Origin of the sequence: Chordicoccus furentiruminis (assembly GCF_019355395.1) — a bacterium.
Lineage (GTDB): Bacteria > Bacillota > Clostridia > Lachnospirales > Lachnospiraceae > Chordicoccus > Chordicoccus furentiruminis.
On the sequence record NZ_CP048829.1, the window covers coordinates 229,408 to 252,057 of the forward strand.

Below are 22,650 nucleotides of genomic sequence, written 5' to 3' on the forward strand. Positions count from 1 at the left end.
TTGGACACCCTTCGCTAGGCAGTAGCCTGGTAGATTCGGTCGATTTCCTCCTCGAAGATTTCTTCCGGGGTTCTATACCCCAGGACCTTCCTCGGGAGACAGTTACACCAGATCTCCACATCGGAGATCTGCTGACCGGTAAAGTCATCAATCCGCTTCCCTTTCGGTATGAACCTTCTGATCAGACCGTTATGCCGCTCTACGGTTCCCTTATCGCAGGACGTGTAGGGATGAGCATAGTAGACAAGCGTATCAGCCATCTTCTCAAGTTCTGAAAGGTCGGCGAATTCCGAACCGTTATCTGAGGTGATGGTTTTGAACACTTCGCTGAAGTGTTCGCTGTAAATCTCCTGAAGTTGTTTGATTGCCTCCATGACACACACTGATGTCTTGTCAGCAATAGGAAGCATCAGGAACTCACGGCTTTTGCGTTCAGTAAGAGTGAGCAGGACCTGGTCATCCTGGGTCTTAGCGCCCAATACGAGGTCGCATTCCCAGTGTCCGAATTCCTCACGGGATTCGATCTCTCTGGGACGTTCCTCAATGCTGCGGCCCAGCCTTTTCTTGTTGATCCGAGATCTATGTTTCTTGGACTTACGCTTCAGCTTTTCAGGAAGGTTATGGTTTCTGATGTCAAAGAAGCCAAGATCAACATAGCGGTAAAGCGTTTTTGTGCAGACGATCTGTTCTCTGGTAAATTGACCATCGAGAATAGCGCGTCCAGCACAGGCGTCCAATGACCAGCCGTCTTCTGTAAAGTGTTTCAATACATACTCCAGAAACGCTGATTTGCTCAGGAAGTCATAATGCCGGCAACTGTGCTTTCGGTTGTCCTCATAGGCTTTCTGACCGGCAGAAGCCTTATAACGGGTCACGCGGCCGTTATATAAGGCAACGGAACCACGTGCTATTTCATTCGAGACAGTGCTCGGTGAGCAGCCGATCTCACGGGCAATTGCCCGGATTGAGTAGTGGTCTTTAAGACGAATCTGAATAAGAACTCGTTCCTCATACGAAAGATGTTTGCCTTTTATATGGGAAGATATGGTAGAATGAGAGTTGTCCATGGTGGCGATTCTCCTGTAGAAAGTTTGTTGTGGTGACTTACATTCTACCAAAGATCCTGCCATGGATCTTTATTATATTCAGATGTCCAACTTCATTTTACAATCGGCGTATTTCTTTTTATCCGCTTTCTTTTTGTTTCTCATTTTCGCATACCCGCATGCATGAATCCAGGTCCTGTGGAATACTGTCCCTTTATCCTGAGAGATGACAGAACCCGACGTTCCCTTATGATCTTTTTTGGCTGTTTCCGATCCATTTAAGCTGTCAACCGACTGCTTCTGTTAAAAAGCTCCGGATTCATCGGGCTTCACCTCTGCATTCTCCAAATTCAGCATTATATCACAGATTAACACATGTGTAACTTTGCCTGCTGCATGTAACCTGAAGCCCCGTCCTGCCGTATGCTCTCTCTTCGCCGCTTGGATGAATGAACCATTCCCCGCAGAATCAGATGTGATGACTCTGCGGGGAATGGCAGTCTTCTGTATTCAATGATGAATCAGTATCACGGCAAACGCAATCTGAAGGAAAAGGATCGCCGGAATGCCGATGCGGAACTTGTTCTTGCGGGTCTTATGATGAAATGTTCTCATCCCCAGATACGCCCCTGCGCTTCCTCCCGCGGCGGCAAGCAGAATCAGAGTCACTTCGGGAACTCTCCATCGGTGATGGACGGCCTTCCACTTGTCAGCGCCGTAAATCAGAAAGGTGATCAGATTGATCACCGCAAGATAGACCATGATGGCTTGCACGGGACACCCCCCCTGTCTCATTCTTCCGTGTGCGGGAATGATTCCGCACGGGTTAAAAGCGCGATGGCTTCGACGTTCGGAGTCTGAGGAAAAAGGTCTGCCAGCCCCCAGCGCTCGATTCGCCATCCCTGTCCGCGCAGGAACTGCATGTCCGTGAGGAAACTTGACGCTTTGCAGGAGATGTAGACCATATGCGGTATACCGAACTCCAGGAGCTGCTTCAGTGTCTTCTCGTGAACGCCTTCCCGGGGCGGATCCAGCACGACATAATCCGGCCGCTGCGGAAGAGACGGAATAATCTCCGGCACATCTCCGGCATAGAAACAGCAGTTTGACAGTCCGTTCAGCTCCGCGTTCTGCTTCGCGGCCTCCACGGCTTCCGGAACGATTTCCACGCCGTAGACCGCGCCGGCTTCCCGGGCGAGAATCTGCGCGATGGTTCCCGTGCCGCAGTAGAGATCATAGATCACCGGCTTTTCCGGTAGCGTCTCCGAGGACCGCCGCACATAGGATCGAACCATGTCATAAAGCAATGCCGCGCCGCCCGTATTCGTCTGGAAGAAGGAAAACAGCGTGATCCGGAACGTAAGCCCCAGTATTCTCTCTTCGAAGTAATCCCGGCCGTACAGGCAGTGCAGCCGGTCCGGAATCAGCGCGTCCGCATACCGGTCGTCGTCGGCCAGCCAGACGCCGGCGATCCGGCCTTCCAGCGGAAGCTCAAGCAGAAGCTTCGTCAGCGGCTGAAAATCATGCTGCCTCTGTGTCGTCGCGGCAAGCACGATGAGGATCTCCCCTGTCGTCTCCGACCGCCGGAGCAGAACGAAGCGAAGATAGCCCTCATGCCGGATTTTATTGTAAAAGGGCAGCCCGGCTGATGCGCAGTAATCGCGGATCACAGCCGCGATCATGGTCAGATCAGGATGAGCGAGCACGCATGTATCGGCATCCAGCACAGAGTAACGGGACCGCATCCGGTGCATGCCCAGCGTCAGCGGCCCGTCGATTTCCTCATTGCCGAAAGAGAGGTCGAGCTTGTTCCGGTAGCCGAACTCCCTCGGGGACCCTTTGATCCCGTCATAGACGGACTCCGGGTCAAGCACCGGAGCCAGCAGCTTTTTGATCTGCCGTTCTTTCAGCTCGAGCTGGGACGCGTAAGGCACGGTCTGATAAAGGCAGCCGCCGCACCGCCCGAACGGGATGCAGGCCGGTTCCCTTGTCTCCAGCGGGGAACGCTCCACCACCTCAAGCAGGTGGCCGCTGACATGGTGATTATGATTCTTGTAGACGCGGAAGCGCACGGTCTGTCCCGGAATGGTGAGTTTGACCGTGCCTGTCTCGCCGGTTTCCTTCACGTGGAAATGCCCTTTGCTGGGATAATCCGTCGTCTCTATGCGCGCGCATGCAATGTCCTTGCGCTTCATCCGTTTTCCTCCCGTTCTGTTCGTTTTCCTTATGGCGAGCCACGCCAATTCGTGCCTGCTTCGCTGGCACTCATCGCGGCTGTCGCCGCATGCCTTCAGGAGCAGGGCCCTGCGCCCGTGCAAGCACGCGCAGGGCCTCTTTTCCGCCCGTGTAAGCTCCGAGCCACGCCAATTCGTGCCTGCTTCGCTGGCACTCATCGCGGCTGTCGCCGCATGCCTTCAGGAGCAGGGCCCTGCGCCCGTGCAAGCACGCGCAGGGTCCTGCTCCTGAAGGCGCGTGGCTCGTAGCTTACACGAAAAAAGACGCCCCGGTTCCTGACCGGAGCGCCCCACTCGCACAGCCTCATTCCGTGACCGCGCTTTTCGCTTCCGCAGCGGCATCCGCAACCTTCTGCTTCAGGTCCTCTGCCACCTCTTCCGCCTTCTCAGCCACTTTCTCGGCCGTCTTCTTCACGGTATCGGACGGTTTGCTGTCCGTCTTCTCCTCATCTTCGAAGTAATCGTCGAAGTCATCATCAAAATCGTCATCGAAGTCTTCGAGATAGTCCGGAGTGAAGAAGCGGTACACAGCATACGCAACCAGAGCGATCCCTGCGATGATTCCGACCACAGACAGGATCTTCACAAGCTTGCTGCTTTTTTCCTGCTTTTTAACGTGGGTGAGAATTTCATCAAGCTTATTGTTCATAGTATGCACCATCCTCTCTCAACAAAGCTGAGATCATTATAACACGCCGATTCGTCCTTTTCCACAATGAATCCGTCACTCAAGGAACTTCAGTTCGCCAAATTCATAGCCCCGGGCGCGTACGCCGTCGATGAAATCTCCCAGCATGGCCGTATTCGTCGTCGAGGACGCGTGAAGCAGATAGATGGCGCCGGGATGAAGCGCGTCCAGCGCCTTCTGAAGCGATTCCTGGACATCCGGCTGGTTGTCCTCATCGTAATCGTTATAGGCGTAGGACCAGAAGACGGATTCCATTCCGAGGTTGTTGACCAGTCCCAGCGCTTCCGCGCTGAAGATGCCCTCCGGAAAACGGAAATACTTCATCTCGTAGCCGAACTGATCCTTCGCCTCGTTGTAGACGCCCATGATCTGTTCCTTCTGCTCCTCAACGCTCAGCTTCGCCATATCCGGATGTGTGCAGGTGTGGTCGCCGATCTGATGGCCTTCGTCGATCATTCTCTTCACCACATCCGCACTGCCGTCGAGGAAATACTTGGTCAGCATGAACGTCGCTTTGACATTCTTCTCCTTCAGCGTGTCAAGAATCGTCGGCGTCGTGGTGTTCGGGAAGCCCTCGTCCATCGTGAGATATATGACCTTCTTCGAGGTATCTCCGATCCATTTGACAGCGAACTGCCCCCATTTGCTGTCATAGTACTCCCAGTCGGTCGGCACATTGTTCTCGTCGCGGTTCTGGCTGGAGTAGCCGAAATTGATCTCCTCCGTGGAAAGTGAGCTGAGATCCCAGTCCGTCTTCAGACTCTCCTTCGTCGCGGAGAGGTACTCGGTTTTCACGAAAGCAGTCTGTCCGTTGTAATCGATCTGCGTCCACTCGCCGGATTCCCCGGTCTTCTTGACCTGCTCATGAATTGTCAGCTTGCCGAGCACGGCGCTGTCCGTATTCGGCTGGCTGCGGACATTGACGATATCCGTAGTGTAAAGCGTATCCGTCCCGGATGACGGCGCTGATTCTGAAGCGGAAACAGCGGAGGCTGCAGAGGAAGCAGCACTTATGGCCGGCGCATTCGCCGAAACGCTCACAGCCGTTTCTGCCGCGCCCGACTGAGTCTGAGACGCGGCGGAAATAACGGCAGCCTCCGTCTGCGCAGCGGAAGAGGCTTCAGACGCGGCGGGCGTACCGGAGACAACCGTCGTCCGGACCTGCGTCGCCGGATTGACATTCTGGGCCGTGTCCGTGGCGGCGGACTGCCGCATGACATCCCGTGAAAGAAAAACGATGCCCGCAAGGAGCAGGGCTGTCACGGCGAGCAGCACCGCACTGATGATCTTTTTCATTTCATAATCCTCCTGATCAATCCATCAAACCTTTTTCAGATTCGCAAAGGATGCGTACATCTTCTTGACACCCCATGACGGAAAATCGACTGTCACGAGGTAGTCCCTCTTTCCGTCCGCGATCTCCCTGACCACGCCTTCCCCGAATTTCACATGCCGGACGGTGTCGCCCGTCTGATAACCGAGCGGACCGTCACCAGCCGGAACGGCCGCTTCCGATCCGGACTTGTTCAGACCGGAAGCGGCAGAACCGCCGGCCGGTCCCGAAGCGGCCCCGCCGTCTGAACCAGCCGCAGGCCCTCCGGCCGACCGAACCGCCTTCTGATAGGCCGCGTAAGGATTGCTGTAAGAAGAATCCCTGTGCCGTTCGCCGGTTCCGGGGAACGGACGCCCGAATGACGGCGAAGCCAGCACGGCGCTCCGGATGGCCGCATCGGCTCCGCGGGCGGGCAGCGTGACGCGCCGTCCCGGGGCGCCGACCGGCCCCATGTCCACGATATCCCTCGGAATTTCCCGGATAAAACGGGACATCGGACTCGTCACCATCTCGCCCCGCACCATCCTCTCCCGTGCACAGGTCAGCGTGAGACGTTCCTTCGCCCGTGTGATGCCCACATAAGCAAGCCGCCGCTCCTCCTCGATCTCCTCCTCAGGCCGGTCGGCATGAATCGCGAGACTGCTGGGGAAAAGTCCTTCCTCCATACCGGTCATGAAAACCACCGGAAACTCGAGGCCTTTCGCTGAATGCAGTGTCATCAGCAGCACGCGGTCGTCTCCCTCGTCTACCGTATCGATGTCGGCCACAAGCGCGACTTCCTCAAGGAAGCCGGACAGCGTCGGCGTTTCCGCTTCTTCCTGATACTGAGCGGCCTTGTTGACAAGCTCGTTGATGTTGTCGATCCGTGCATCCGCCTCCTCGGTATGCTCCGCCTCAAGTTCGCGGACATACCCGGTCTGTTCGATGACCTCCTTCAGCACGTCCGGAACGGAAGCGTCCTCCGCCTTTGCGCGCAGCACACCGATGAAATCGCTGAAGGCCGCGACCTTCTTCGCCGCCGCTCCGGAAATCGTCGGTACGTTTCCGCAGGCGCAGACCGCTTCGAAGAGCGACATCCCGCCCGAGACGGCATAGTCGTTCAGTTTCGCCACTGTCGTGGCGCCGATGCCTCGTTTCGGAACGTTGATGATCCGCCGGACGGCAAGATCGTCCACTGCGTTGTCAATCGTCTTCAGGTAGGCAAGAAGATCCTTGATCTCTTTTCTCGAGTAGAAGCTGACGCCGCCGACGATCTGGTACGGTATATTGGCCATCAGGAACTTTTCCTCGAAGAGACGGGACTGGGCGTTGGTACGGTACAGTATCGCGCAGTCCCGGTAGTCATACAGGCCGTCTCTTATATACGAAGCGATCTCCCCGCAGACGTACTCCGCCTCCTCGAAGCTGCTGTCGAACCGGCGGACGGCGATCTTCTCCCCTTCCGGATGATCGGTCCAGAGCCGTTTCTCCTTCCTGCCGAGATTATGACGAATCACCTCGTTGGCCGCGCTCAGGATATGCTTTGTGGACCGGTAATTCTGTTCAAGCCGGATCACCGCGGCATCCGGATAAATTTTCTCAAATCCGAGGATGTTCCGGATATTCGCGCCGCGGAATTTGTAAATGCTCTGGTCATCGTCGCCTACCACGCAGAGGTTCCCGTGCCCGCCGGCGAGAAGACTCACGAACCGGAACTGGGCCGTATTGGTATCCTGATACTCATCCACCATCAGATAGCGGAAACGGTTCCGGTACGATTCAAGCACCTCCGGAAACTGTTCGAAAAGCTCCACCGTTTTCACGATCAGATCATCGAAGTCCATGGCGTTGCTTTCCTTCAGCCGTCTCTGATACCGCTCGTAGAGATCCGCGACCTGGCTTCCGAAGAAGTCCCGGTTAACCGCCCGGTATTTCTCCGGTGAAACCAGCTCGTCCTTCGCCGAGGAAATCGCGGCGAGAACGGCTTTTTCCTTCAGCCTCTTCGCATCAACGTGCTCTTCCCTGAACACGGATTTCATCAGCGTCAGCTGGTCATCCGAATCATAGATGGAAAAAGACCGCGTGAAGCCGATGCGATCCGCGTGCCGGCGGAGAATGCGAACGCAGAGCGAGTGGAACGTGCTGACCCAGACGTGCTCCGCTCCTTCTCCGATCAGCGTGTCCACCCGGCCTCGCATCTCATCCGCTGCCTTGTTCGTAAAGGTGATGGCAAGGATCTGCGACGGATACACCCCGACGACATCGATCAGATAAGCGATCCGGTGCACCAGCACGCGGGTCTTGCCGGACCCGGCGCCGGCCAGGATCAGCACCGGTCCGTCCGTCGCCAGCACCGCCTCCCGCTGCCTGTCATTCAGTTTCTCGAGAATTTCAGTCTCGTTCATGAATCTCCTTTGTAAATCCTGCGGCACTCGCACCGGCCTCAGTCCGGGCAGACCGCGCAGCAGGCCGGATTCCCTGTCCCACGTCTGCCTTTTCCGTGTTCTTTCCGCTGAACAGTGTTCCTATTATAGCAAAGGCCGCCAGATCGGACAAGTCCGGAGGCATTCCAGTATGATGTGCAATGCACTTGTATAATCGTTTCGAAAACGATATGATGTAAAGGCAGAACGGCCGCATATGGCGGCTGTATTTCCACATATAGAATCAGGAGGCTGCATATGGATGACAGCACACGCTCCGTTCTTCGGGCGGTGATGGAGGAGTTCAAGGACTTAAGCTACATTCTCCCTGAGGATGTGCCCGACATTCCTCTTTACATGGACCAGATCACCACGTTTATGGACTCCAAGCTGGGAAGCTGCAAGCGTTACCCGGAGGAGAAGATCCTCACCAAAACGATGATCAACAATTATACCAAGAACAAGCTGATTCCGCCGCCGGATAAGAAGAAGTATTCGCAGGATCACCTGTTTCTTCTGATTTACGTATATTATCTGAAGGATTTCCTTTCCATCAGCGACATCAAGACGCTCCTGACTCCGCTGGAAGACAATCATTTTCAGTCAAGCGACGGCCTCAGCATGAAGGACATCTACCAGACTGCCTATGACCTTGTCCGAAGCCAGACCGGATATATGTCAAAGGATCTGATCCGAAGATGGCGGATGGCAGAGAAGACGTTTCCGGACGCCTCTGACGAAAGCGAGGAATATCTCCATCTGTTTGCCTTCATCTGTCTTCTCTCCTTCGACGTCTATGTAAAAAAGAAGCTGATCGAGGCGGCCGTAGACGGGATGAGGAAGGAAGCGGCGGAGCAGACAGGAGAAAAGGAGAAGTAAGCCGGCATCCGGGCACAGCTTCCGTTTTTTCATCAAAAAAACAGCCCTCCGGCTGTTTTGAAGTTTGCGGGGCGCCGCACGTCAGTGCGGCGCCCCTTTTTGTCATGTGATTCCTTTTTCATCAGGAGGGATCCGATGATTCCTTCTTCTCATCAAGATGGCGCCAGACCGTCTGATAGCCGTCGCTGCCGTAATTCAGCGAGCGGTTGACCCGGCTGATCGTCGCGGTGGAGGCGCCCGTTTTTTCCGAGATGTCGAGGTAAGTACGGTGCTCACGGAGCATACCGGCCACCTCATAGCGCTGGGACAGCGACGCGATCTCGTTCATCGTGCAGACGTCCATGAAGAAGGCATAGCACTCCTCCCGGTTCCGCAGCGTCAGAATCGCATCAAACAGATTGTCCACCGACTGATTATGCAGCTTATTGCTCATACTGACTCCCCTGCTGCCGCCCCCGGCGGCATCTGCTCACAGGATCTTCGAGAGGAAGTCCTGCGTCCTCGGGTTCTGAGGATGTGAAAAGAACGCGTCGGGTGTATTTTCCTCAAGAATCTGACCGTCATCCACAAACAGCACCCGGCTCGCCACATCCTTCGCAAAATTCATCTCGTGTGTGACCACAGCCATCGTCATGCCTTCTCCGGCGAGTTCCTCCATCACCGCCAGCACCTCGCCCACCATCTCCGGGTCGAGGGCGGAGGTCGGCTCGTCGAAGAGCATGACCTTCGGATTCATCGCGAGAGAGCGGACAATCGCGATCCGCTGCTTCTGCCCTCCGGAGAGCTGGCCTGGATAGGACTCAGCCTTGTCCCGAAGCCCGATCCGGTCCAGCAGCCTGTCCGCCTGCGCATCCGCTTCCTCCTGCGTCTGCTTCTTCAGCAGCACCGGGGCGAGCGTGATGTTCTTTCTCACCGTGAGATGCGGGAAGAGATTGAAATGCTGGAAGACCATCCCCATCTGGGCTCGTACCGCATCAAGGTCTACCTTCGGTGCCGTCACCTCCCGGCCGTCAAACCAGATTTCACCTGAGGTCGGCTTCTCCAGAAGGTTCATGCAGCGCAGAAAGGTGCTTTTCCCTGAACCGGAGGGACCGATAATCACCACTTTCTCGCCGCGGCGGATATCCGTGGAAATGCCCTTGAGAACTTCCACCGCACCGCTGGCGTTGTGAAAGGTTTTGTGAAGATTCCGCACGGAAATCATGACATCCTTTTCCGGTGTCCGCTTATCTGAGTTCACTCTTCGCCAGCCTCCTCTCAATCACATGAAGCACCTGCGTAAGGCAGATCACGATCACAAGATAGATCAGGGCGACCGCCAGCAGCGGCGGGAACGCGTCGTATGTCTGCGACCGGATGATATCGCCGCCCTTGGTCAGATCCTGAATGCCGACATAGCCAGCCACCGACGTCTCCTTGAGGAGGGAAATAAATTCGTTGAAAATCGCCGGCGCCACATTCTTGAAAGCCTGCGGCAGCACGATCCGTGTCATCGTCTGACGGCTTCCAAGTCCCAGTGACCGCCCGGCCTCTGCCTGTCCGCGGTCGACGGACTGAATCCCGCTCCGGATGACCTCCGCCACATACGCACCTGAGTTGATTCCGAACGCGAGAATCGCGATCTGAAGCGGCGTACCCGACTGCAGGATCACGAAATACATCAGCATCAGCTGAACGACCATAGGCGTCCCGCGAATGACCGTCAGATACAGGCCTCCGATAAAATTGAGGATCCGGAGCAGCACACTGCGGTGCTCCGCCTGCTGATACGTCACGCGCGTAAGCGCTACCAGAACACCGAGGACGACACCGATGATCAGCGCGAAGATCGTGATGACCAGCGTATTGCCGAGGCCGTCCAGAAGATAGCGGTAGCGGTTCTTGGAGATAAAATCATCATACAGGTTCTGAGCAAGACTGCCCATCGTCACTCTTCTCTCCTTTTTGTCTTTTTATCATACATGCCAACGGACGGGGCGCCGCTCCGGAATGTCTTTATCCGGGTCCGGAACGGATCCCGTCCGTTATCATCCGGCCGTCTCATCAGAGAGCGAACCGGCATTGTCCGGTTTTATCCGGCGTTTTCATTCCGCCGCCGACTCAGCCGTTTCCACGGCAGAGGAAGCGCCGCTTTCCGTATCATCGCCGATGTACTTGTCGATGATCTTGTTCAGCTCGCCGCTGTCCTTCAGATCCTTGATCACACCGTTGACCACGTCGACGAGGTCGCTGCCCTTGGGCATCGCGATTGCATACTCCTCTTCGGTCAGCGCGTCATCCAGCTTCACGACCTTGTCCGCATTCTTTGCAGCCAGCTTCTCCGCCGGATAATCGTCGATGACCACCGCGTCCAGACGGCCCGCAATCAGGTCGGAGACGGCGTCCATTCCCTTCGGATAGCGCTTGACTTCCTTGACCTTCACATCGCTCGATCCGTCGTCATTCGTGCAGTAGGTGTCGCCGGTCGTGCCCTGCTGAACGCCGACCGTCTTGCCGTTCAGATCCTCTCTTGTTTTGATGTCGCTGTCCTTCGCGACAATGATCGCCTGGGAGGCGTTGAAATAGGGATCCGAGAAATCCACGTTCTTTTTCCGGTCCTCGGTAGCCGTCATGCCGGCCGCGATGAAATCCGCCTTACCGGCGTTCATGCTTGGGATCAGAGAATCAAACGCAATATCGCTGACTTCCAGCTTCACCCCGAGCTTGTCCGCGATCGCCTGGCTGAGGTCGATATCGATGCCGACGATCTCATCGCCGTCCTTATACTCAAAGGGCTCGAATTCCGCGTTCGTCGTCATCTGGATCTTGCCCGCCTTCTTGATCGCCTCGACCTGATCCGTTGCCGCCGGGACCGCAACCGCCGTCATGGAAATCGCCGTCACCGCCGCGAGAAGCAGCGCTGTCAGTTTCATGCTTTTCATATCGTTTTCCCTCCTTCAGAAAATGCCGTTTCCGGTGTTTCTTTGATCATTCTGTCGTATTTTAATATTTCACCGTACTAAAGTCAACCTCTGCCCTGGATTTCCCTCAATTCCCCACTTGAACGGACCTGAAAGAATTGTTATGATAGTAAAACGGTTCACTGAGAGAACGCGGTGTCCCGGATGGAAGGAGTCATCATGGCGGAAGGTCTCACGCTCTACAAGCTCATCATTCTGTATATGCTGCGCAAGGTGAATTTTCCTCTTTCCAACACGCAGATCACCGATTTTATGACCGAAAAGGAATACACGGACTATTTTCACGTTCAGGAGGCCATCAATGACCTCGTGGACGCGAAGCTGATCACGGCGGAGAAGATCCGCAATATGTCCCAGTACACCGCGACGATGGAGGGGGAGAAGACGCTGGAGTATTTCAGCGGCGAGATCGCCTACGCCATCAAGCGCGACATCGATACCTATCTCCGTGAGAATGCATTTGAGCTCCGGAACGAAAGCTGCACACTCGCCGACTACGAGATGACCGGAGACGGGGGATACGCAGTCCACTGCCGAGTCAATGAGGGGAAAGAAACGCTGATTGATCTCACAATCAACGTGACCACTCAGGAGGAGGCCGAGCGTGTCTGCACGAAATGGCCGGTAAAATCCCAGGACATCTACATGACGATCATGACGACGCTGCTCTGAAAAAAAGCAGCCGTCTCACGAAAGAATGACCGGAGCGGAACCGCCCGTACGGCCCTGCAGCCCGTCCGTCACGGGTCCGGGGCCGTCACGCGGTTCCGCTCCGTTTTCACACCCTTATGTCCGGTCAGACCGGCTTCTTTTCATCCGCGTGCTCTTTCAGAAACGCAAGGCGCGTCCGTATCTTCGCCTCATATCCCATCTCCGTCGGCTCATAAAAGACGGCGTCCCGGATTTCGTCCGGCAGGTACTGCTGCCGCACGTAGTGATTCGGAAAATCATGAGCGTACAGATAGCCGATGCCGTGACCAAGCGAATCATGCCCGGCGTAATGGGCGTCCTGGAGATGAACGGGTACAGTCGTCTTCACTTCCCTCACCGAACGCCTCGCCGCAAAGACGGCCTCTGTGCAGGCGTTGCTCTTCGGCGCGCAGGCGACATAGATCGCGGCCTGCGAGAGAATCAGCTGGGACTCGGGCAGGCCGATCCGCTCAACCTCCTGCGCCGCGCTCGCCGCGACCACCATCGCCATCGGATCGGCGTTTCCGACATCCTCGGAGGCGCAGATCATGATCCGCCTGGCGATGAAGCGGATGTCCTCGCCCGCCTCCAGCATCTTCGCGAGATAGTAGACAGCCGCGTCGGGATCCGAGCCGCGCATGCTCTTGATGAAGGCGGATATCGTATCATAATGCTGATCTCCGTTCTTGTCATAGTGCACGGCCCGTCTCTGAATGCAGTCTTCAGCGGTCGTAAGATCAATCACCACGGTTCCGTCCTGCCTTCTGTCCGTCGTCATCACCGCCAGCTCGATGGCATTGAGTGCGGTCCGCGCATCACCGCCGGCCATATCAGACAGAAAAGACCGGGCCTCCGGCGTGAGGACCGCCCGGTAGCTGCCCAGTCCCCGGTCCGGATCTTTCATCGCCCGATCCAGCAGCGTCCCGATATCCTCCTTTGACAGCGGCTTCAGCTCGAAAACCGTGGAACGCGACAGCAGCGCCGCGTTGACCTCGAAGTACGGGTTTTCCGTCGTCGCCCCGATCAGCGTCACGGTACCGTCCTCGACAAACGGCAGAAGATAGTCCTGCTGGGCTTTGTTGAAGCGGTGAATCTCATCGATAAAAAGGATCGTGCGTTTTCCGTAGCCTCCCATCGAACGTTTCGCGCCTTCGACCACCTCTTCCATATCCTTTTTTCCCGATGTCGTCGCGTTGAGCTGACGGAACTCCGCATGCGTGGTATGCGCAATCACTTTTGCAAGCGTTGTCTTTCCTGTTCCCGGCGGTCCATAGAAAATCACCGAGGTGAGCCGGTCCGCCTTGATCGCCCGGTAAAGCAGCCGCCCTTTCCCGATGATATGCTGCTGCCCGACCACCTCATCCAGCGTTCGAGGTCGCATCCGGCTCGCGAGCGGCGATTCCTTCTCGCCGTTCTTCTGATTCATATAATCGAAGAGATCCATGCTCCGCTCCTTTGAAAGAGACGGGCGGCGGCCTGTCATGCGCTCACCGCGCGCAGCCGCCGTCTTTCCGTCAGAACGGGCCCGTCCGTCTCCTATGCAAAGGGCTGCCGCAGACGGCGCTGTCCCGGCGGATTGTCTCCGCCGGAGCCGCGCCGTTTCTGCGGCAGCCTCTTATGTGGTTCGTTTCGCCATGCCTGCTTTCGGGCTTTACGCCAGTGCCGCCTTCGCGGTCTCCGCGAGGGTCTTGAAGCCCTCCGGATCATTCACGGCGATGTCAGCCAGCACCTTGCGGTTGATGTCGACGTTCGCCGCCTTCAGACCATGCATGAAATTGCTGTAGTTCATCCCGTTCAGTCTCGCCGCCGCGTTGATACGCGCGATCCAGAGCTTTCTGAAATCTCTCTTTCTCTGCTTGCGGCCCGCATACGCGCTGGCCAGCGCACGCATCACGGACTGCTTCGCTACTCTGTACTGCTTGGAACGGGCACCGTAATAGCCCTTTGCCAGCTTCAGTACCCGGTTATGCTTCTTTTTGGCATTTAAGCCGCCTTTAATTCTCGCCATCTCTTATACCTCCACGTATGCGAATCAGAAATACGGTAAAATTTTCTTCATGACCTTAGCGTTCGTCGGATCCGTGATCGTCGCATGACGCAGGTTGCGCTTCGTCTTGCGGTCCTTCTTGGTTAAGATATGGCTCTTATAAGCTTTCATTCTCTTGAGCTTACCGCTTCCGGTTGCGTGGAAACGCTTCGCAGCGGCTCTCTTTGTCTTCATCTTCGGCATGATAGAATCTCCTCTCTGTTATTTTTTCTCTGACAGGAACATGGTCATGAATCTGCCTTCCATCTTCGGCGGTTTGTCTACAACAGCGATGTCGGAAAGCTTGGCGGCGAAGTCATCCATCATCGGGCGGGAGGCCTGCGTATGGGCCATCTCCCGGCCACGGAAGCGGATGCTCACCTTGACCTTGTTGCCCTTCTCGAGAAACTTGCGCGCGGCACCGACCTTTGTGTTCAGGTCGTTGGTGTCGATGTTCGGAGACATACGGATCTCCTTGATCTCCACGATCCTCTGTTTCTTGCGCGCTTCCTTCTCCTTACGGGACTGCTCATAACGAAACTTGCTGTAATCGATAATCTTGCAGACTGGCGGCTGCGCCTTCGGCGCGATCTTCACCAGATCAAGTCCCACCGCATCAGCCTTTGCCTGGGCTTCACGCGCGGACATGATGCCCAGCTGTTCACCGTTCTCTCCGATCAGACGGATCTCGCGATCACGAATCTGCTCGTTAATCATACAATCGCTTATTGTTACTTCCCTCCTCAGATCTTGTGCCGATGTCCGTCAGACAAGCAGCCTTTTTCATCCGGACTGCGGCTGTCAGAACGCCGCCCCTCCGTATCCGTAAGACCGCATGCAAAAAGCGGGCGGTCAGAGACCACCCGCTTTGATCCGGCCGCTTCCGCAGCCGAATTGATTTCGCGTTATCAACGCCCTTCACATCTGTTCCGGGGTGAGAGTGGTCACTCTGCTTGTTTTTAACAACGTTTAAACTTTACCAGTAAAGAGAACGGCTGTCAAGTGCATTTCCCGAAAAAATCCGGAAAACACTTCGCAGCCTGGCGGCCCGCTTTTTACTTGTTCCGGCCGCAGCAGTACTTGTATTTCTTTCCGCTTCCGCAGGGACAGGGATCGTTGCGGCCGATTTTCTTCGGTTTCACGATAGTCCCTGACTTCTTCTGCTCGAGATAAAGTCGGTGCTGCTCTTCCTTCGTGAAGATTCCGTCCCACTCCGGCAGATTATAGAGCCAGTCGGCCTTCGCGTCCACCATGTTCTTATACAGCTTCTCCTTGTCGAACGCCAGCGAAACCTCCGTGTTCTCGTCCATCGTCTCGATCGGATTGGCTTCCTTCAGCGAATCGTTGATGCCGTCCAGAAAACCGACCATCACCTCGACGGAAACCTTGTAGCGGTCTGCCAGCTCCTTCACCGTTCCCTTCACCTCCTCATCCGGGGATGAGAGAAGGAGGCGGTAAATATTCTTCTCGATTTCGAAGTAATCGTTCCAGAAGCGCTTCAGCCACTGCCGGTCCGCCTGCTGGTTATAGGCCTTGGCTCTCCATTTTCCGAGCAGCGTATTCTCGTCCGCTTTAAGCTCCTCTTCCATCTGCGCAAGTGTTTCGTTCGCCATGTTTTTCTCTCCCTATAAAGTCAAGTGATTTTTCCTTTAAAATAAACGATTTCTCAATGTTATATCTCTGCCGAATGAGCCGGAAGGATGGGCATCTCAGAGTATCTGGTACGAGAATAGAGGTTTTTGGGTATACGAAGCAGAACGTCATCCATCCCGCTATACATGGCCGTTGTATAACCCTTCCCTCTATGGCAGCGCACCTCCCGTATCTACCAGGATCACCTTCGGTTCCCCGACGGGTCCTCACTTCCTTCGTTCCGCCTGCCCATAACCAGGGTGTCAGCTTAGCTCCTTTACTGGGTCTTGCCCTATGGAAAATATTCCTGCCGACTACTGGCTCATTCTTTGTTGTTTGCTGACTCCAGCTCCCGCTCACCAGCACCTTTCGGCGGACGTTCCCTGATGAGCTTCTTTTTTCGTCACTCCCATAAGGGAGCCGGTCTTCTGCTTGTGACCGGGGCCGGACCGACGATATCGGATCAGAGGCCCGGCTCCGGCTGCAAGCAGTCGTTTCTCTGGTGCTTTGTTTTTTTCAGGCTGCCACAGGCCGCCGGATATCATCCATCAGTTTCCCCGCGTCATAGGTGGCTCCCGTTTTCAAAATCAGGTAGAACACCCGGACCAGCTTACATGCGACCGCAATCATCGACTGCATCTTCTTCAAAGGATTCTTCTCCCTGGTCGTGTAATACTGGTAGATCGACCGGAATTCCGCGCTATGGCTTACCACGCTGACCGCCGCCTCATACAGCACATATCTCAGCCGCTTCTGCCCTCGATAGCTGATGTGGCTTTCTCCCTTATGTTTGCCGGATTCATTCTTTACAATGGCATAACCGGCCAGCTTCTGGAGCTGTCTGGGATCATCGAAACGGGTTATATCCCCGACTTCCGCCACAAATCCAGTCACCGTCTTCAGGCCTACACCTCTGATCTCCAGAAGCTTGTCAACATACGGAACTTTTCTGATTTTGTCCTCGATCAGTGCCATCAGCTCTGCTTCCTGTGCCGTCTGCATCTTATAATCCGCAAGCAGGATCCGCAGTTCGATCCTGGCCGCTTCCTGTGCGTCCCGACTTCCGATACTGTGTTCTGCCGCCGTTACCAGGGTCTTTGCCCTCTTCAGTCCGACGCCTCTCAGTTTTGCTTCTCTCCAGATCCGGTTTACACCGTCTACGCCAAGCTTTACGATATCTGCCGGCAGGGGTGCTGCTTCCAGAACCATAAGACCGCTGACCGCACCAATGTTCCCATAAACGTCTTTGTAATTCGGGAAGTAGATGCTGAACCATCTGGCGATCCGGTTCTTCAATCTTGTGATCTCACTCTGCGCAAGTACCTGCAGCCCTGACAGTGCCCGGATCTCTGCGTAAATCCCATCTGGAATATACGGTCGGAAATACCTTCCGTCTTTTACCAGACCGGCGATCACTTTCGGATCTTTGCGATCATTCTTGGATGGGGTATTGTCATCCAGTTCCTTTGACTTCTTGACGTGATGGGGGTTCACATGCACCGGCGTCATACCATGATCCTGCAGGAACTTCCCGAGATTGAACCAGTAATGGCCTGTCGGTTCCATGCCCGGCATGACCTTGTCCATCCCGTGTTTCTCCTTCAGCTCATCGATCCAGGCCCGGAACGTCTCGAACCCTTCCCCGGTGTTGCTGAACTCGAGTGGTTTTCTGGAGAATTCGTATCCCCGCCAGTCAAAAGCCCTTGCGAAGTGCGTTTCACTTCCGACATCAATGCCAATGATCAAAGTTTTTTCGGTGATAGCTGCAATCTTTGCGTTTTGTGTGGTAGACTTCATTTGGATACCTCTCTTGTAATGGATTTTGCTAACTGTCGTGGGTCAGCAAATCTTATATTACATTGAGGTATCTTTTCTTTCACCTTCTTTCTGTCGGGGCCCTAAATTTAGATCATACAGGAAGCTCCTTTATTCCGCTTCTCTGCACCGGTCTTCTGTCTCCTGCATGTACCGCCCCGTCCTGCCGGCTCAAAACCTCAGTCCTGACATGAAGGAATCCGTTGCGATCATCCTGCCGCAAGCGATTCACAGTTTCCCCGACTGCTCCCCACGGCAAGCCGCCGGAGTTCTTTTGATGGTGTTACGTACACCTTATAACACATATTTTCCGAGAAAAGGAATGCGGTATAAAACCCGGACAACTGCAAGGGTGATCACAAAGGTCAGGATCATGAATACCGGAATCAGAACATAGCCTCCGGCCATAAGCGGGGTGAGATGCAGCACCTTATAGCAGAGATTCAGAAATACCGTATGCATCAGATAAACACCGAATATATATTTTCTGCACCTTCCGCAGAACCGGTACTCTCCTTTTGCACATGCCGCAATGAGATAAAATATGGAAACACTCATGCCCACAGTCAGCGGAGAATCATATCCGGTAATCAGATTCCATCCGGACAGCATGCCGGCGGCAAGAAGGAGAAAGCATACGGTCAATCCCGCAGCCGCCATTCTTTTCAGTTTTTCACTGCCTGTACAGTAAGCCTCAAGATAGTGTCCCAGCAGGAAATAAAACACATAGATCAGAGAAATCGGTATGTATACGCCAAAGTCAAACCCGGTATAAGCGCGGACAGCCGGGAGAACGGAATTGAACAGCAGCAGCACGATCAGAATATAACGATACGTATTCCGGTCTGCCTGATCCGCAAAAGCTTTCAGCAGCGGAAGGATCAGGTACAGCCCGATAAACATATAGAGATACCAGAGATGCGCCCAGGAACGGCCCGTCAGCATATTGACGAAGGCCTGTCCCAGACCTGCCAGGGTGACCGTCCGGCTGACCATGACGATTTCCATGAAAGCGAACAGCGTTCCGAACAGCGCCAGTGCCAGCACCAGTCTCCGGATATACCTGCAAAGAAGCTGTTTTACGCTGATCCGTCTCTTCTTTTCCAGGAAAAGGCTTCCGCTGATCATGACGAAAACCGGCACTCCGGATGCTCCGATCCCTTTCAGAAAATCATAAACTCTGATCTGCATCGCGGTCATCTGATCCGGCATCACATCCCGTACGCCGGAACAGGTATGCACGAGAATGACCATCATCATTGCAGTCACTCTCGCCAGGTCAAGAAAGGACTTTCTTTCCGATTCCATTGATATCCCCTTTTCCGCTTCCTCCCGGTTCACTGCACTTTTACCGGAAGCCATCCGCGTTCTCATCCACGCCGGTCTGTCGGGCAGTCCGTCTTCATTTTGCAATATCTCCCGCATTGAAATCCGTCACAATCTGATTGCCACGGATCTTTTTCGACTCGTACATATACCGGTCCGCCCGATCAATCAGTGATTTCATCGTGTCGCCGTCCCGGACAACGGTGATGCCGATGGCGGACTGGCAGGCGATCTTCCTGCCGTGCACCCTGACTTCACATTTCTCAGCTGCTGCCTTAAACCGGAGCGCCGCTCCTTCAATGTCCTGCGGATGCTTCAGCTGCAGAAGGCCGACAAACTCATCACCTCCCCAGCGGCAGAAACGGTCCGTCCTGCGCCCATATCTGCGCAGCATAAGACCGATCTCCCTCCTTGTTTCCTGATCCTCTTGCGGCAGGCCTCTCTGTCCTGCTGCACCGGGTCAATATACCACAGTTCCGTTTTACAGTTCAACCCCGACCGAGCGAAGCTTCTCCAGCATATCGCTGTAGGATGTGAAATGGATGGCCGCCATCCCGCACGCTTTCGCGGCCTCCACATTCTCCGGCGCGTCGTCGATGAAGAGGCAGCGGCCCGGATCCAGACCATAACGGTCCGTCAGCATCCGGTAAATCATCGGATCGGGCTTCGCCTTGTGAACCTCGAAGGAAAACAGTCCGCCGTCCATTTTCTTTATGAAAGCCAGCGAACTGTCCTTCAGGTTGTCGTACCACTCCTTCGCCCAGTTGGAGAGGTAATAGACGCGGTAGCCTTTCCGCTTCAGCTCACGGATCAGATCCGCTGTGTACCAGAACGGCTTCACGATCTGATCCTCCGTCTCGACCACCTGGCGGATTTCCTTCTCAAAACGGGGATCCAGCGCCACAAAGGAATTCACGATGTCCTCATAGGGACGGTCGTTGAGATCAAAGTCGCGCCAAAGCTCCGACGGCACGACCTTCTCGCGGATCACCTTCTCGGCTTCCGGACTGAGGTTCTGGCCGCCGGTATAAGTGTCCCACGGAAAATCCGTCAGCACCTTGCCGATATCGAAGATGACCGCGTCGATCACCTCGGACTTTTTCGGTTTCAGCACCTTCGCCATCATCAGAATCATATAAAGCAGAACGGGAACGATAAACGTGAGCGCCAGAGCCCCCCTGAAGAGTGCCTGCGCCAGATCGCTTTTCATGAGGGCAAAGACGAGCGTCAGCACATACATCGATCCGAGAATCACCGCGCCGCCCAGCGCGAGCGCTCTCTTCCACGTCCGGTTGCTCTTGTTCATGCCATACCTCCCTGGATGCCGGTTTCAGCTGCTGACGGTAAAGGAGCTGACGATCCGGTCAAGTGTCTCGTCCATCATCGCGCTGTTGGCCGCCGTCGTCCAGCAGCAGAACTGATAGTAAATCCCGCTGCCTTCCGCGCCGTAGATCCGGTAGGCGATGCGCTGATCGGACGCCCCCTGCGGATGATAGTTCGCGGTAAAGGTGACCTTCTTGCCCTGCAGCCCGCTGGTCTTCAGCGTGATGGTCTCCGGATTCGAGGTTTTCACATCGCTGAGTGAGCTGCTTCCCGTAACGCCCTGCGTCAGCGTCGCGAAATAGTCGTCGAAAGAGGTCAGATTTGAGTCCTCCGACGGCTCCGCTCCGAAGATCAGAAAGGTCTGCTCGTCGAAACTTCCCGTCTCGATCAGAAATCCTTCCGAATCACCGCCCAGCCTGCCTTTCAGGTCCTGCCAGCTGTCCGGTACCGAGATCGAGTAGCGGCCGTCTCCGCCTGTGATCATCTTCATGTTGACTGTCGCGTCCGTTGCGTCCTTCGTCCCGCCATCTGACGTCTCAGATGAAGCAGCCCGATTGATGGCACTGGCCGCCGACTGGACACGGGCCAGCGCGGAGGCTGCATCGGCCGCTGCCGACTCGGCCCGGGAGGCCGCCGACATCACGCCGGAATCCAGTTCGGCCGAGGGCAGCATTGAGCAGCCCCCGGAGGCCGCTGCCAGAACGCAAGCCGCGCAGACGGCGGAGATCATTCGTACTCTCACTTCGGCTCTCTCCATTTCCGCCGGACCGCGCCGGCCGGAAGCCGGCCCGGGCGCGCGTCCGCGCATATTCTGAATCTTCATCATACCTGTTCCGGGGCGAAAAGACAACCGGAAAGCAGACAGCGGGCGGGCAATGCAACAGACCGGCGGGCGTGCCCCCGCACGCCCGCCGTCAGAATCATCGCTCTCCTGACCCTGCGGCCGCCTCTCAGACGGCCGCAGGGTAATACCTGAAAAAGCCTCACTTCAGCGGTTCCGGTAGATGATATCCTCCCGCGCCGGACCGTTGGAAACCATGGTGATCGGGTGGCCGATCTTTTCCTCGATGAATTCAACATACTTCCGGCAGTTTTCCGGAAGATCCTCGTAGCGGCGGATGCCCCGGATATCGCACTTCCAGCCGGGGAGTTTCTCCCAGACCGGCTTCGCCCTCTTCAGTTCAGTCGTAGTCGGGAAATCCGTCGTGACACGGCCGTCGATGTCGTAGGCCACACAGACCGGGATTTCGTCGAGATAGCCGAGTACATCCAGCACGGTCAGCGCCACATCCGTCGCACCCTGCAGACGGCAGCCGTAGGCGGAAGCCACGGTGTCATAGAAGCCGACCCTTCTCGGGCGTCCGGTCGTCGCGCCGTACTCTCCGCCGTCACCGCCCCGTTTCCGAAGTGTCTCTGCCTCATCACCGAAGATCTCGGAGACAAACTCACCGGCGCCCACGGCGCTGGAGTATGCCTTGGTCACCGCCACGATCCTCCTGATCTCATACGGAGCCACGCCGGCGCCCACGGCGCCGTAGCCTGCCAGCGTGGAGCTCGAGGTAACCATCGGATAGATTCCGTGGTCCGGATCCTTCATGGTTCCCAGCTGTCCCTCAAGCAGAGCGGTCTTGCCTTCCTTCATCGCCCTCGAAAGATAAGCCGTCGTATCCGCCAGATACGGCTTCAGAATTTCCCTGTAGCGAACCAGCTCGGCCATAATGTCGTCGGTCTTCAGCTCATCATGATGATAGAGATATTTCAGCATGATATTCTTCTTGACCAGAATGCCCTCCACCTTCTCGCGGAGCGTATCCATGTCCGCCAGCTCACTGACCTGAATCCCGATTTTTGCGAACTTGTCACTGTAGAAGGGCGCGATGCCTGACTTCGTGGACCCGAAAGACTTTCCGGCAAGCCGCGCCTCTTCCAGCGTATCAAAGAGCACATGATAGGACATCACGATCTGCGCGCGGTCGGAAATCATCAGCCGCGGGGCCGGAACACCACGGGACTCGATCTCCTTCAGCTCCTCCGCGATCTTATCCACGCTCAGCGCCACGCCGTTGCCGATGATATTGACGACCTCCGGATGAAAGACGCCGGACGGCAGCGTATGAAGCGCGAACTTGCCGTACCCGTTCCTGATTGTGTGGCCTGCATTGGCTCCCCCCTGGAAGCGGATCACGATATCCGCCTGATCGGCGAGCATATCCGTGATTTTGCCTTTCCCTTCATCGCCCCAGTTCGCACCGACTACTGCTGTAACCATACAAGAATCCTCCTTTGGAATCATTCA

At 55.6% G+C, this 22,650-nt stretch carries 23 protein-coding genes; 2 read left to right on the top strand and 21 right to left on the bottom strand.

The genetic code is table 11. The annotated features are described in order from the left end of the window. Positions 1–14 precede the first annotated feature (14 nt). The 6 genes from G4C92_RS01020 to G4C92_RS01045 form a co-directional block, all read right to left on the bottom strand. Entirely contained in the window at positions 15–1,067 is a 1,053-nt protein-coding gene (locus G4C92_RS01020; protein WP_274940776.1) for an IS30 family transposase, read from the bottom strand. 489 nt (positions 1,068–1,556) lie between these two features. Continuing rightward, positions 1,557–1,808: a DUF1294 domain-containing protein gene (locus tag G4C92_RS01025; RefSeq protein ID WP_274940777.1), complete on the bottom strand. Its 252-nt coding sequence runs from the start codon at positions 1,806–1,808 to the stop codon at positions 1,557–1,559. Between the two features lie 29 nt (positions 1,809–1,837). After that, positions 1,838–3,241 carry a 23S rRNA (uracil(1939)-C(5))-methyltransferase RlmD gene (rlmD, locus tag G4C92_RS01030; protein ID WP_274940778.1) on the bottom strand — a complete coding sequence of 468 codons (1,404 nt, stop codon included), beginning with the start codon at positions 3,239–3,241 and terminating at the stop codon, positions 1,838–1,840. 343 nt (positions 3,242–3,584) lie between these two features. Continuing rightward, positions 3,585–3,929, bottom strand: a complete 345-nt coding sequence (locus G4C92_RS01035; RefSeq protein ID WP_274940779.1) for a hypothetical protein — start codon at positions 3,927–3,929, stop codon at positions 3,585–3,587. Between the two features lie 75 nt (positions 3,930–4,004). After that, positions 4,005–5,264 (bottom strand): polysaccharide deacetylase family protein, encoded by a 1,260-nt coding sequence (locus G4C92_RS01040; protein WP_274940780.1) that lies wholly within the window; start codon positions 5,262–5,264, stop codon positions 4,005–4,007. 24 nt (positions 5,265–5,288) lie between these two features. After that, positions 5,289–7,685: an ATP-dependent helicase gene (locus G4C92_RS01045; protein WP_274940781.1), complete on the bottom strand. Its 2,397-nt coding sequence runs from the start codon at positions 7,683–7,685 to the stop codon at positions 5,289–5,291. A gap of 276 nt (positions 7,686–7,961) precedes the next feature. Between G4C92_RS01045 and G4C92_RS01050 the strand changes: the two genes are divergently transcribed. Then, positions 7,962–8,582, top strand: coding sequence for a DUF1836 domain-containing protein (locus G4C92_RS01050; RefSeq protein WP_274940782.1), 621 nt, complete (start codon positions 7,962–7,964; stop codon positions 8,580–8,582). Between the two features lie 121 nt (positions 8,583–8,703). On the opposite strand, the gene G4C92_RS01055 is transcribed toward G4C92_RS01050, so the two are convergent. The 4 genes from G4C92_RS01055 to G4C92_RS01070 form a co-directional block, all read right to left on the bottom strand. Next, positions 8,704–9,015, bottom strand: coding sequence for a YerC/YecD family TrpR-related protein (locus tag G4C92_RS01055; protein WP_274940783.1), 312 nt, complete (start codon positions 9,013–9,015; stop codon positions 8,704–8,706). 36 nt (positions 9,016–9,051) lie between these two features. After that, the gene (locus tag G4C92_RS01060; protein ID WP_274942034.1) at positions 9,052–9,786 is read right to left on the bottom strand and encodes an amino acid ABC transporter ATP-binding protein; all 735 of its coding nucleotides are present in this window, start codon (positions 9,784–9,786) and stop codon (positions 9,052–9,054) included. Positions 9,787–9,808: 22 nt separating this feature from the next. Further along, positions 9,809–10,507 (bottom strand): amino acid ABC transporter permease, encoded by a 699-nt coding sequence (locus tag G4C92_RS01065; protein WP_274940784.1) that lies wholly within the window; start codon positions 10,505–10,507, stop codon positions 9,809–9,811. A 159-nt stretch (positions 10,508–10,666) separates the two neighbouring features. Continuing rightward, positions 10,667–11,503 (bottom strand): basic amino acid ABC transporter substrate-binding protein, encoded by an 837-nt coding sequence (locus tag G4C92_RS01070; RefSeq protein ID WP_274940785.1) that lies wholly within the window; start codon positions 11,501–11,503, stop codon positions 10,667–10,669. 198 nt (positions 11,504–11,701) lie between these two features. Here G4C92_RS01070 and G4C92_RS01075 point away from each other — a divergent pair, with 198 nt between their 5' ends. Next, a complete protein-coding gene (locus tag G4C92_RS01075) occupies positions 11,702–12,214 on the top strand; it encodes a DUF4364 family protein (protein WP_274940786.1) in 513 nt (170 codons plus the stop codon). Between the two features lie 124 nt (positions 12,215–12,338). Here the strand turns inward: G4C92_RS01075 and G4C92_RS01080 are convergent, their stop codons facing one another. The 11 genes from G4C92_RS01080 to G4C92_RS01130 all read right to left on the bottom strand — a co-directional run bounded on the left by G4C92_RS01080 (position 12,339) and on the right by G4C92_RS01130 (position 22,623). Next, complete coding sequence (locus G4C92_RS01080; protein WP_274940787.1) at positions 12,339–13,676, bottom strand: replication-associated recombination protein A; 1,338 nt, start codon at positions 13,674–13,676, stop codon at positions 12,339–12,341. Between the two features lie 207 nt (positions 13,677–13,883). Further along, positions 13,884–14,240: a 50S ribosomal protein L20 gene (gene rplT, locus G4C92_RS01085; protein ID WP_274940788.1), complete on the bottom strand. Its 357-nt coding sequence runs from the start codon at positions 14,238–14,240 to the stop codon at positions 13,884–13,886. 24 nt (positions 14,241–14,264) lie between these two features. Beyond that, complete coding sequence (rpmI, locus tag G4C92_RS01090) at positions 14,265–14,462, bottom strand: 50S ribosomal protein L35 (RefSeq protein WP_274940789.1); 198 nt, start codon at positions 14,460–14,462, stop codon at positions 14,265–14,267. A gap of 18 nt (positions 14,463–14,480) precedes the next feature. Then, on the bottom strand, positions 14,481–14,975 hold the full coding sequence (gene infC, locus G4C92_RS01095) for a translation initiation factor IF-3 (RefSeq protein ID WP_274940790.1): 495 nt from the start codon (positions 14,973–14,975) through the stop codon (positions 14,481–14,483). Between the two features lie 338 nt (positions 14,976–15,313). Continuing rightward, a complete protein-coding gene (locus G4C92_RS01100) occupies positions 15,314–15,871 on the bottom strand; it encodes an SEC-C metal-binding domain-containing protein (protein ID WP_274940791.1) in 558 nt (185 codons plus the stop codon). A gap of 535 nt (positions 15,872–16,406) precedes the next feature. After that, positions 16,407–17,687: an IS110 family RNA-guided transposase gene (locus G4C92_RS01105; RefSeq protein WP_274940792.1), complete on the bottom strand. Its 1,281-nt coding sequence runs from the start codon at positions 17,685–17,687 to the stop codon at positions 16,407–16,409. Positions 17,688–17,999: 312 nt separating this feature from the next. Beyond that, a complete protein-coding gene (locus tag G4C92_RS01110; protein ID WP_274940793.1) occupies positions 18,000–19,013 on the bottom strand; it encodes an acyltransferase in 1,014 nt (337 codons plus the stop codon). Positions 19,014–19,107: 94 nt separating this feature from the next. Then, on the bottom strand, positions 19,108–19,425 hold the full coding sequence (locus G4C92_RS01115; protein WP_274940794.1) for a GGDEF domain-containing protein: 318 nt from the start codon (positions 19,423–19,425) through the stop codon (positions 19,108–19,110). Positions 19,426–19,512: 87 nt separating this feature from the next. Further along, positions 19,513–20,337, bottom strand: a complete 825-nt coding sequence (locus tag G4C92_RS01120; protein ID WP_274940795.1) for an HAD family hydrolase — start codon at positions 20,335–20,337, stop codon at positions 19,513–19,515. A gap of 24 nt (positions 20,338–20,361) precedes the next feature. Beyond that, positions 20,362–21,096 (bottom strand): hypothetical protein, encoded by a 735-nt coding sequence (locus G4C92_RS01125; protein ID WP_274940796.1) that lies wholly within the window; start codon positions 21,094–21,096, stop codon positions 20,362–20,364. A 246-nt stretch (positions 21,097–21,342) separates the two neighbouring features. Then, positions 21,343–22,623 carry an adenylosuccinate synthase gene (locus G4C92_RS01130; protein ID WP_274940797.1) on the bottom strand — a complete coding sequence of 427 codons (1,281 nt, stop codon included), beginning with the start codon at positions 22,621–22,623 and terminating at the stop codon, positions 21,343–21,345. Between the last annotated feature and the right edge of the window lie 27 nt (positions 22,624–22,650).

Bases quoted from the DNA above. Each gene is read 5' to 3' on its own strand.
- G4C92_RS01020 (WP_274940776.1), bottom strand. From the start codon at position 1,067: ATGGACAACTCTCATTCTACCATATCTTCCCATATAAAAGGCAAACAT.
- G4C92_RS01025 (WP_274940777.1), bottom strand. From the start codon at position 1,808: ATGGTCTATCTTGCGGTGATCAATCTGATCACCTTTCTGATTTACGGC.
- rlmD (WP_274940778.1), bottom strand. From the start codon at position 3,241: ATGAAGCGCAAGGACATTGCATGCGCGCGCATAGAGACGACGGATTAT.
- G4C92_RS01035 (WP_274940779.1), bottom strand. From the start codon at position 3,929: ATGAACAATAAGCTTGATGAAATTCTCACCCACGTTAAAAAGCAGGAA.
- G4C92_RS01040 (WP_274940780.1), bottom strand. From the start codon at position 5,264: ATGAAAAAGATCATCAGTGCGGTGCTGCTCGCCGTGACAGCCCTGCTC.
- G4C92_RS01045 (WP_274940781.1), bottom strand. From the start codon at position 7,685: ATGAACGAGACTGAAATTCTCGAGAAACTGAATGACAGGCAGCGGGAG.
- G4C92_RS01050 (WP_274940782.1), top strand. From the start codon at position 7,962: ATGGATGACAGCACACGCTCCGTTCTTCGGGCGGTGATGGAGGAGTTC.
- G4C92_RS01055 (WP_274940783.1), bottom strand. From the start codon at position 9,015: ATGAGCAATAAGCTGCATAATCAGTCGGTGGACAATCTGTTTGATGCG.
- G4C92_RS01060 (WP_274942034.1), bottom strand. From the start codon at position 9,786: ATGATTTCCGTGCGGAATCTTCACAAAACCTTTCACAACGCCAGCGGT.
- G4C92_RS01065 (WP_274940784.1), bottom strand. From the start codon at position 10,507: ATGGGCAGTCTTGCTCAGAACCTGTATGATGATTTTATCTCCAAGAAC.
- G4C92_RS01070 (WP_274940785.1), bottom strand. From the start codon at position 11,503: ATGAAAAGCATGAAACTGACAGCGCTGCTTCTCGCGGCGGTGACGGCG.
- G4C92_RS01075 (WP_274940786.1), top strand. From the start codon at position 11,702: ATGGCGGAAGGTCTCACGCTCTACAAGCTCATCATTCTGTATATGCTG.
- G4C92_RS01080 (WP_274940787.1), bottom strand. From the start codon at position 13,676: ATGGATCTCTTCGATTATATGAATCAGAAGAACGGCGAGAAGGAATCG.
- rplT (WP_274940788.1), bottom strand. From the start codon at position 14,240: ATGGCGAGAATTAAAGGCGGCTTAAATGCCAAAAAGAAGCATAACCGG.
- rpmI (WP_274940789.1), bottom strand. From the start codon at position 14,462: ATGCCGAAGATGAAGACAAAGAGAGCCGCTGCGAAGCGTTTCCACGCA.
- infC (WP_274940790.1), bottom strand. From the start codon at position 14,975: ATGATTAACGAGCAGATTCGTGATCGCGAGATCCGTCTGATCGGAGAG.
- G4C92_RS01100 (WP_274940791.1), bottom strand. From the start codon at position 15,871: ATGGCGAACGAAACACTTGCGCAGATGGAAGAGGAGCTTAAAGCGGAC.
- G4C92_RS01105 (WP_274940792.1), bottom strand. From the start codon at position 17,687: ATGAAGTCTACCACACAAAACGCAAAGATTGCAGCTATCACCGAAAAA.
- G4C92_RS01110 (WP_274940793.1), bottom strand. From the start codon at position 19,013: ATGGAATCGGAAAGAAAGTCCTTTCTTGACCTGGCGAGAGTGACTGCA.
- G4C92_RS01115 (WP_274940794.1), bottom strand. From the start codon at position 19,425: ATGCTGCGCAGATATGGGCGCAGGACGGACCGTTTCTGCCGCTGGGGA.
- G4C92_RS01120 (WP_274940795.1), bottom strand. From the start codon at position 20,337: ATGAACAAGAGCAACCGGACGTGGAAGAGAGCGCTCGCGCTGGGCGGC.
- G4C92_RS01130 (WP_274940797.1), bottom strand. From the start codon at position 22,623: ATGGTTACAGCAGTAGTCGGTGCGAACTGGGGCGATGAAGGGAAAGGC.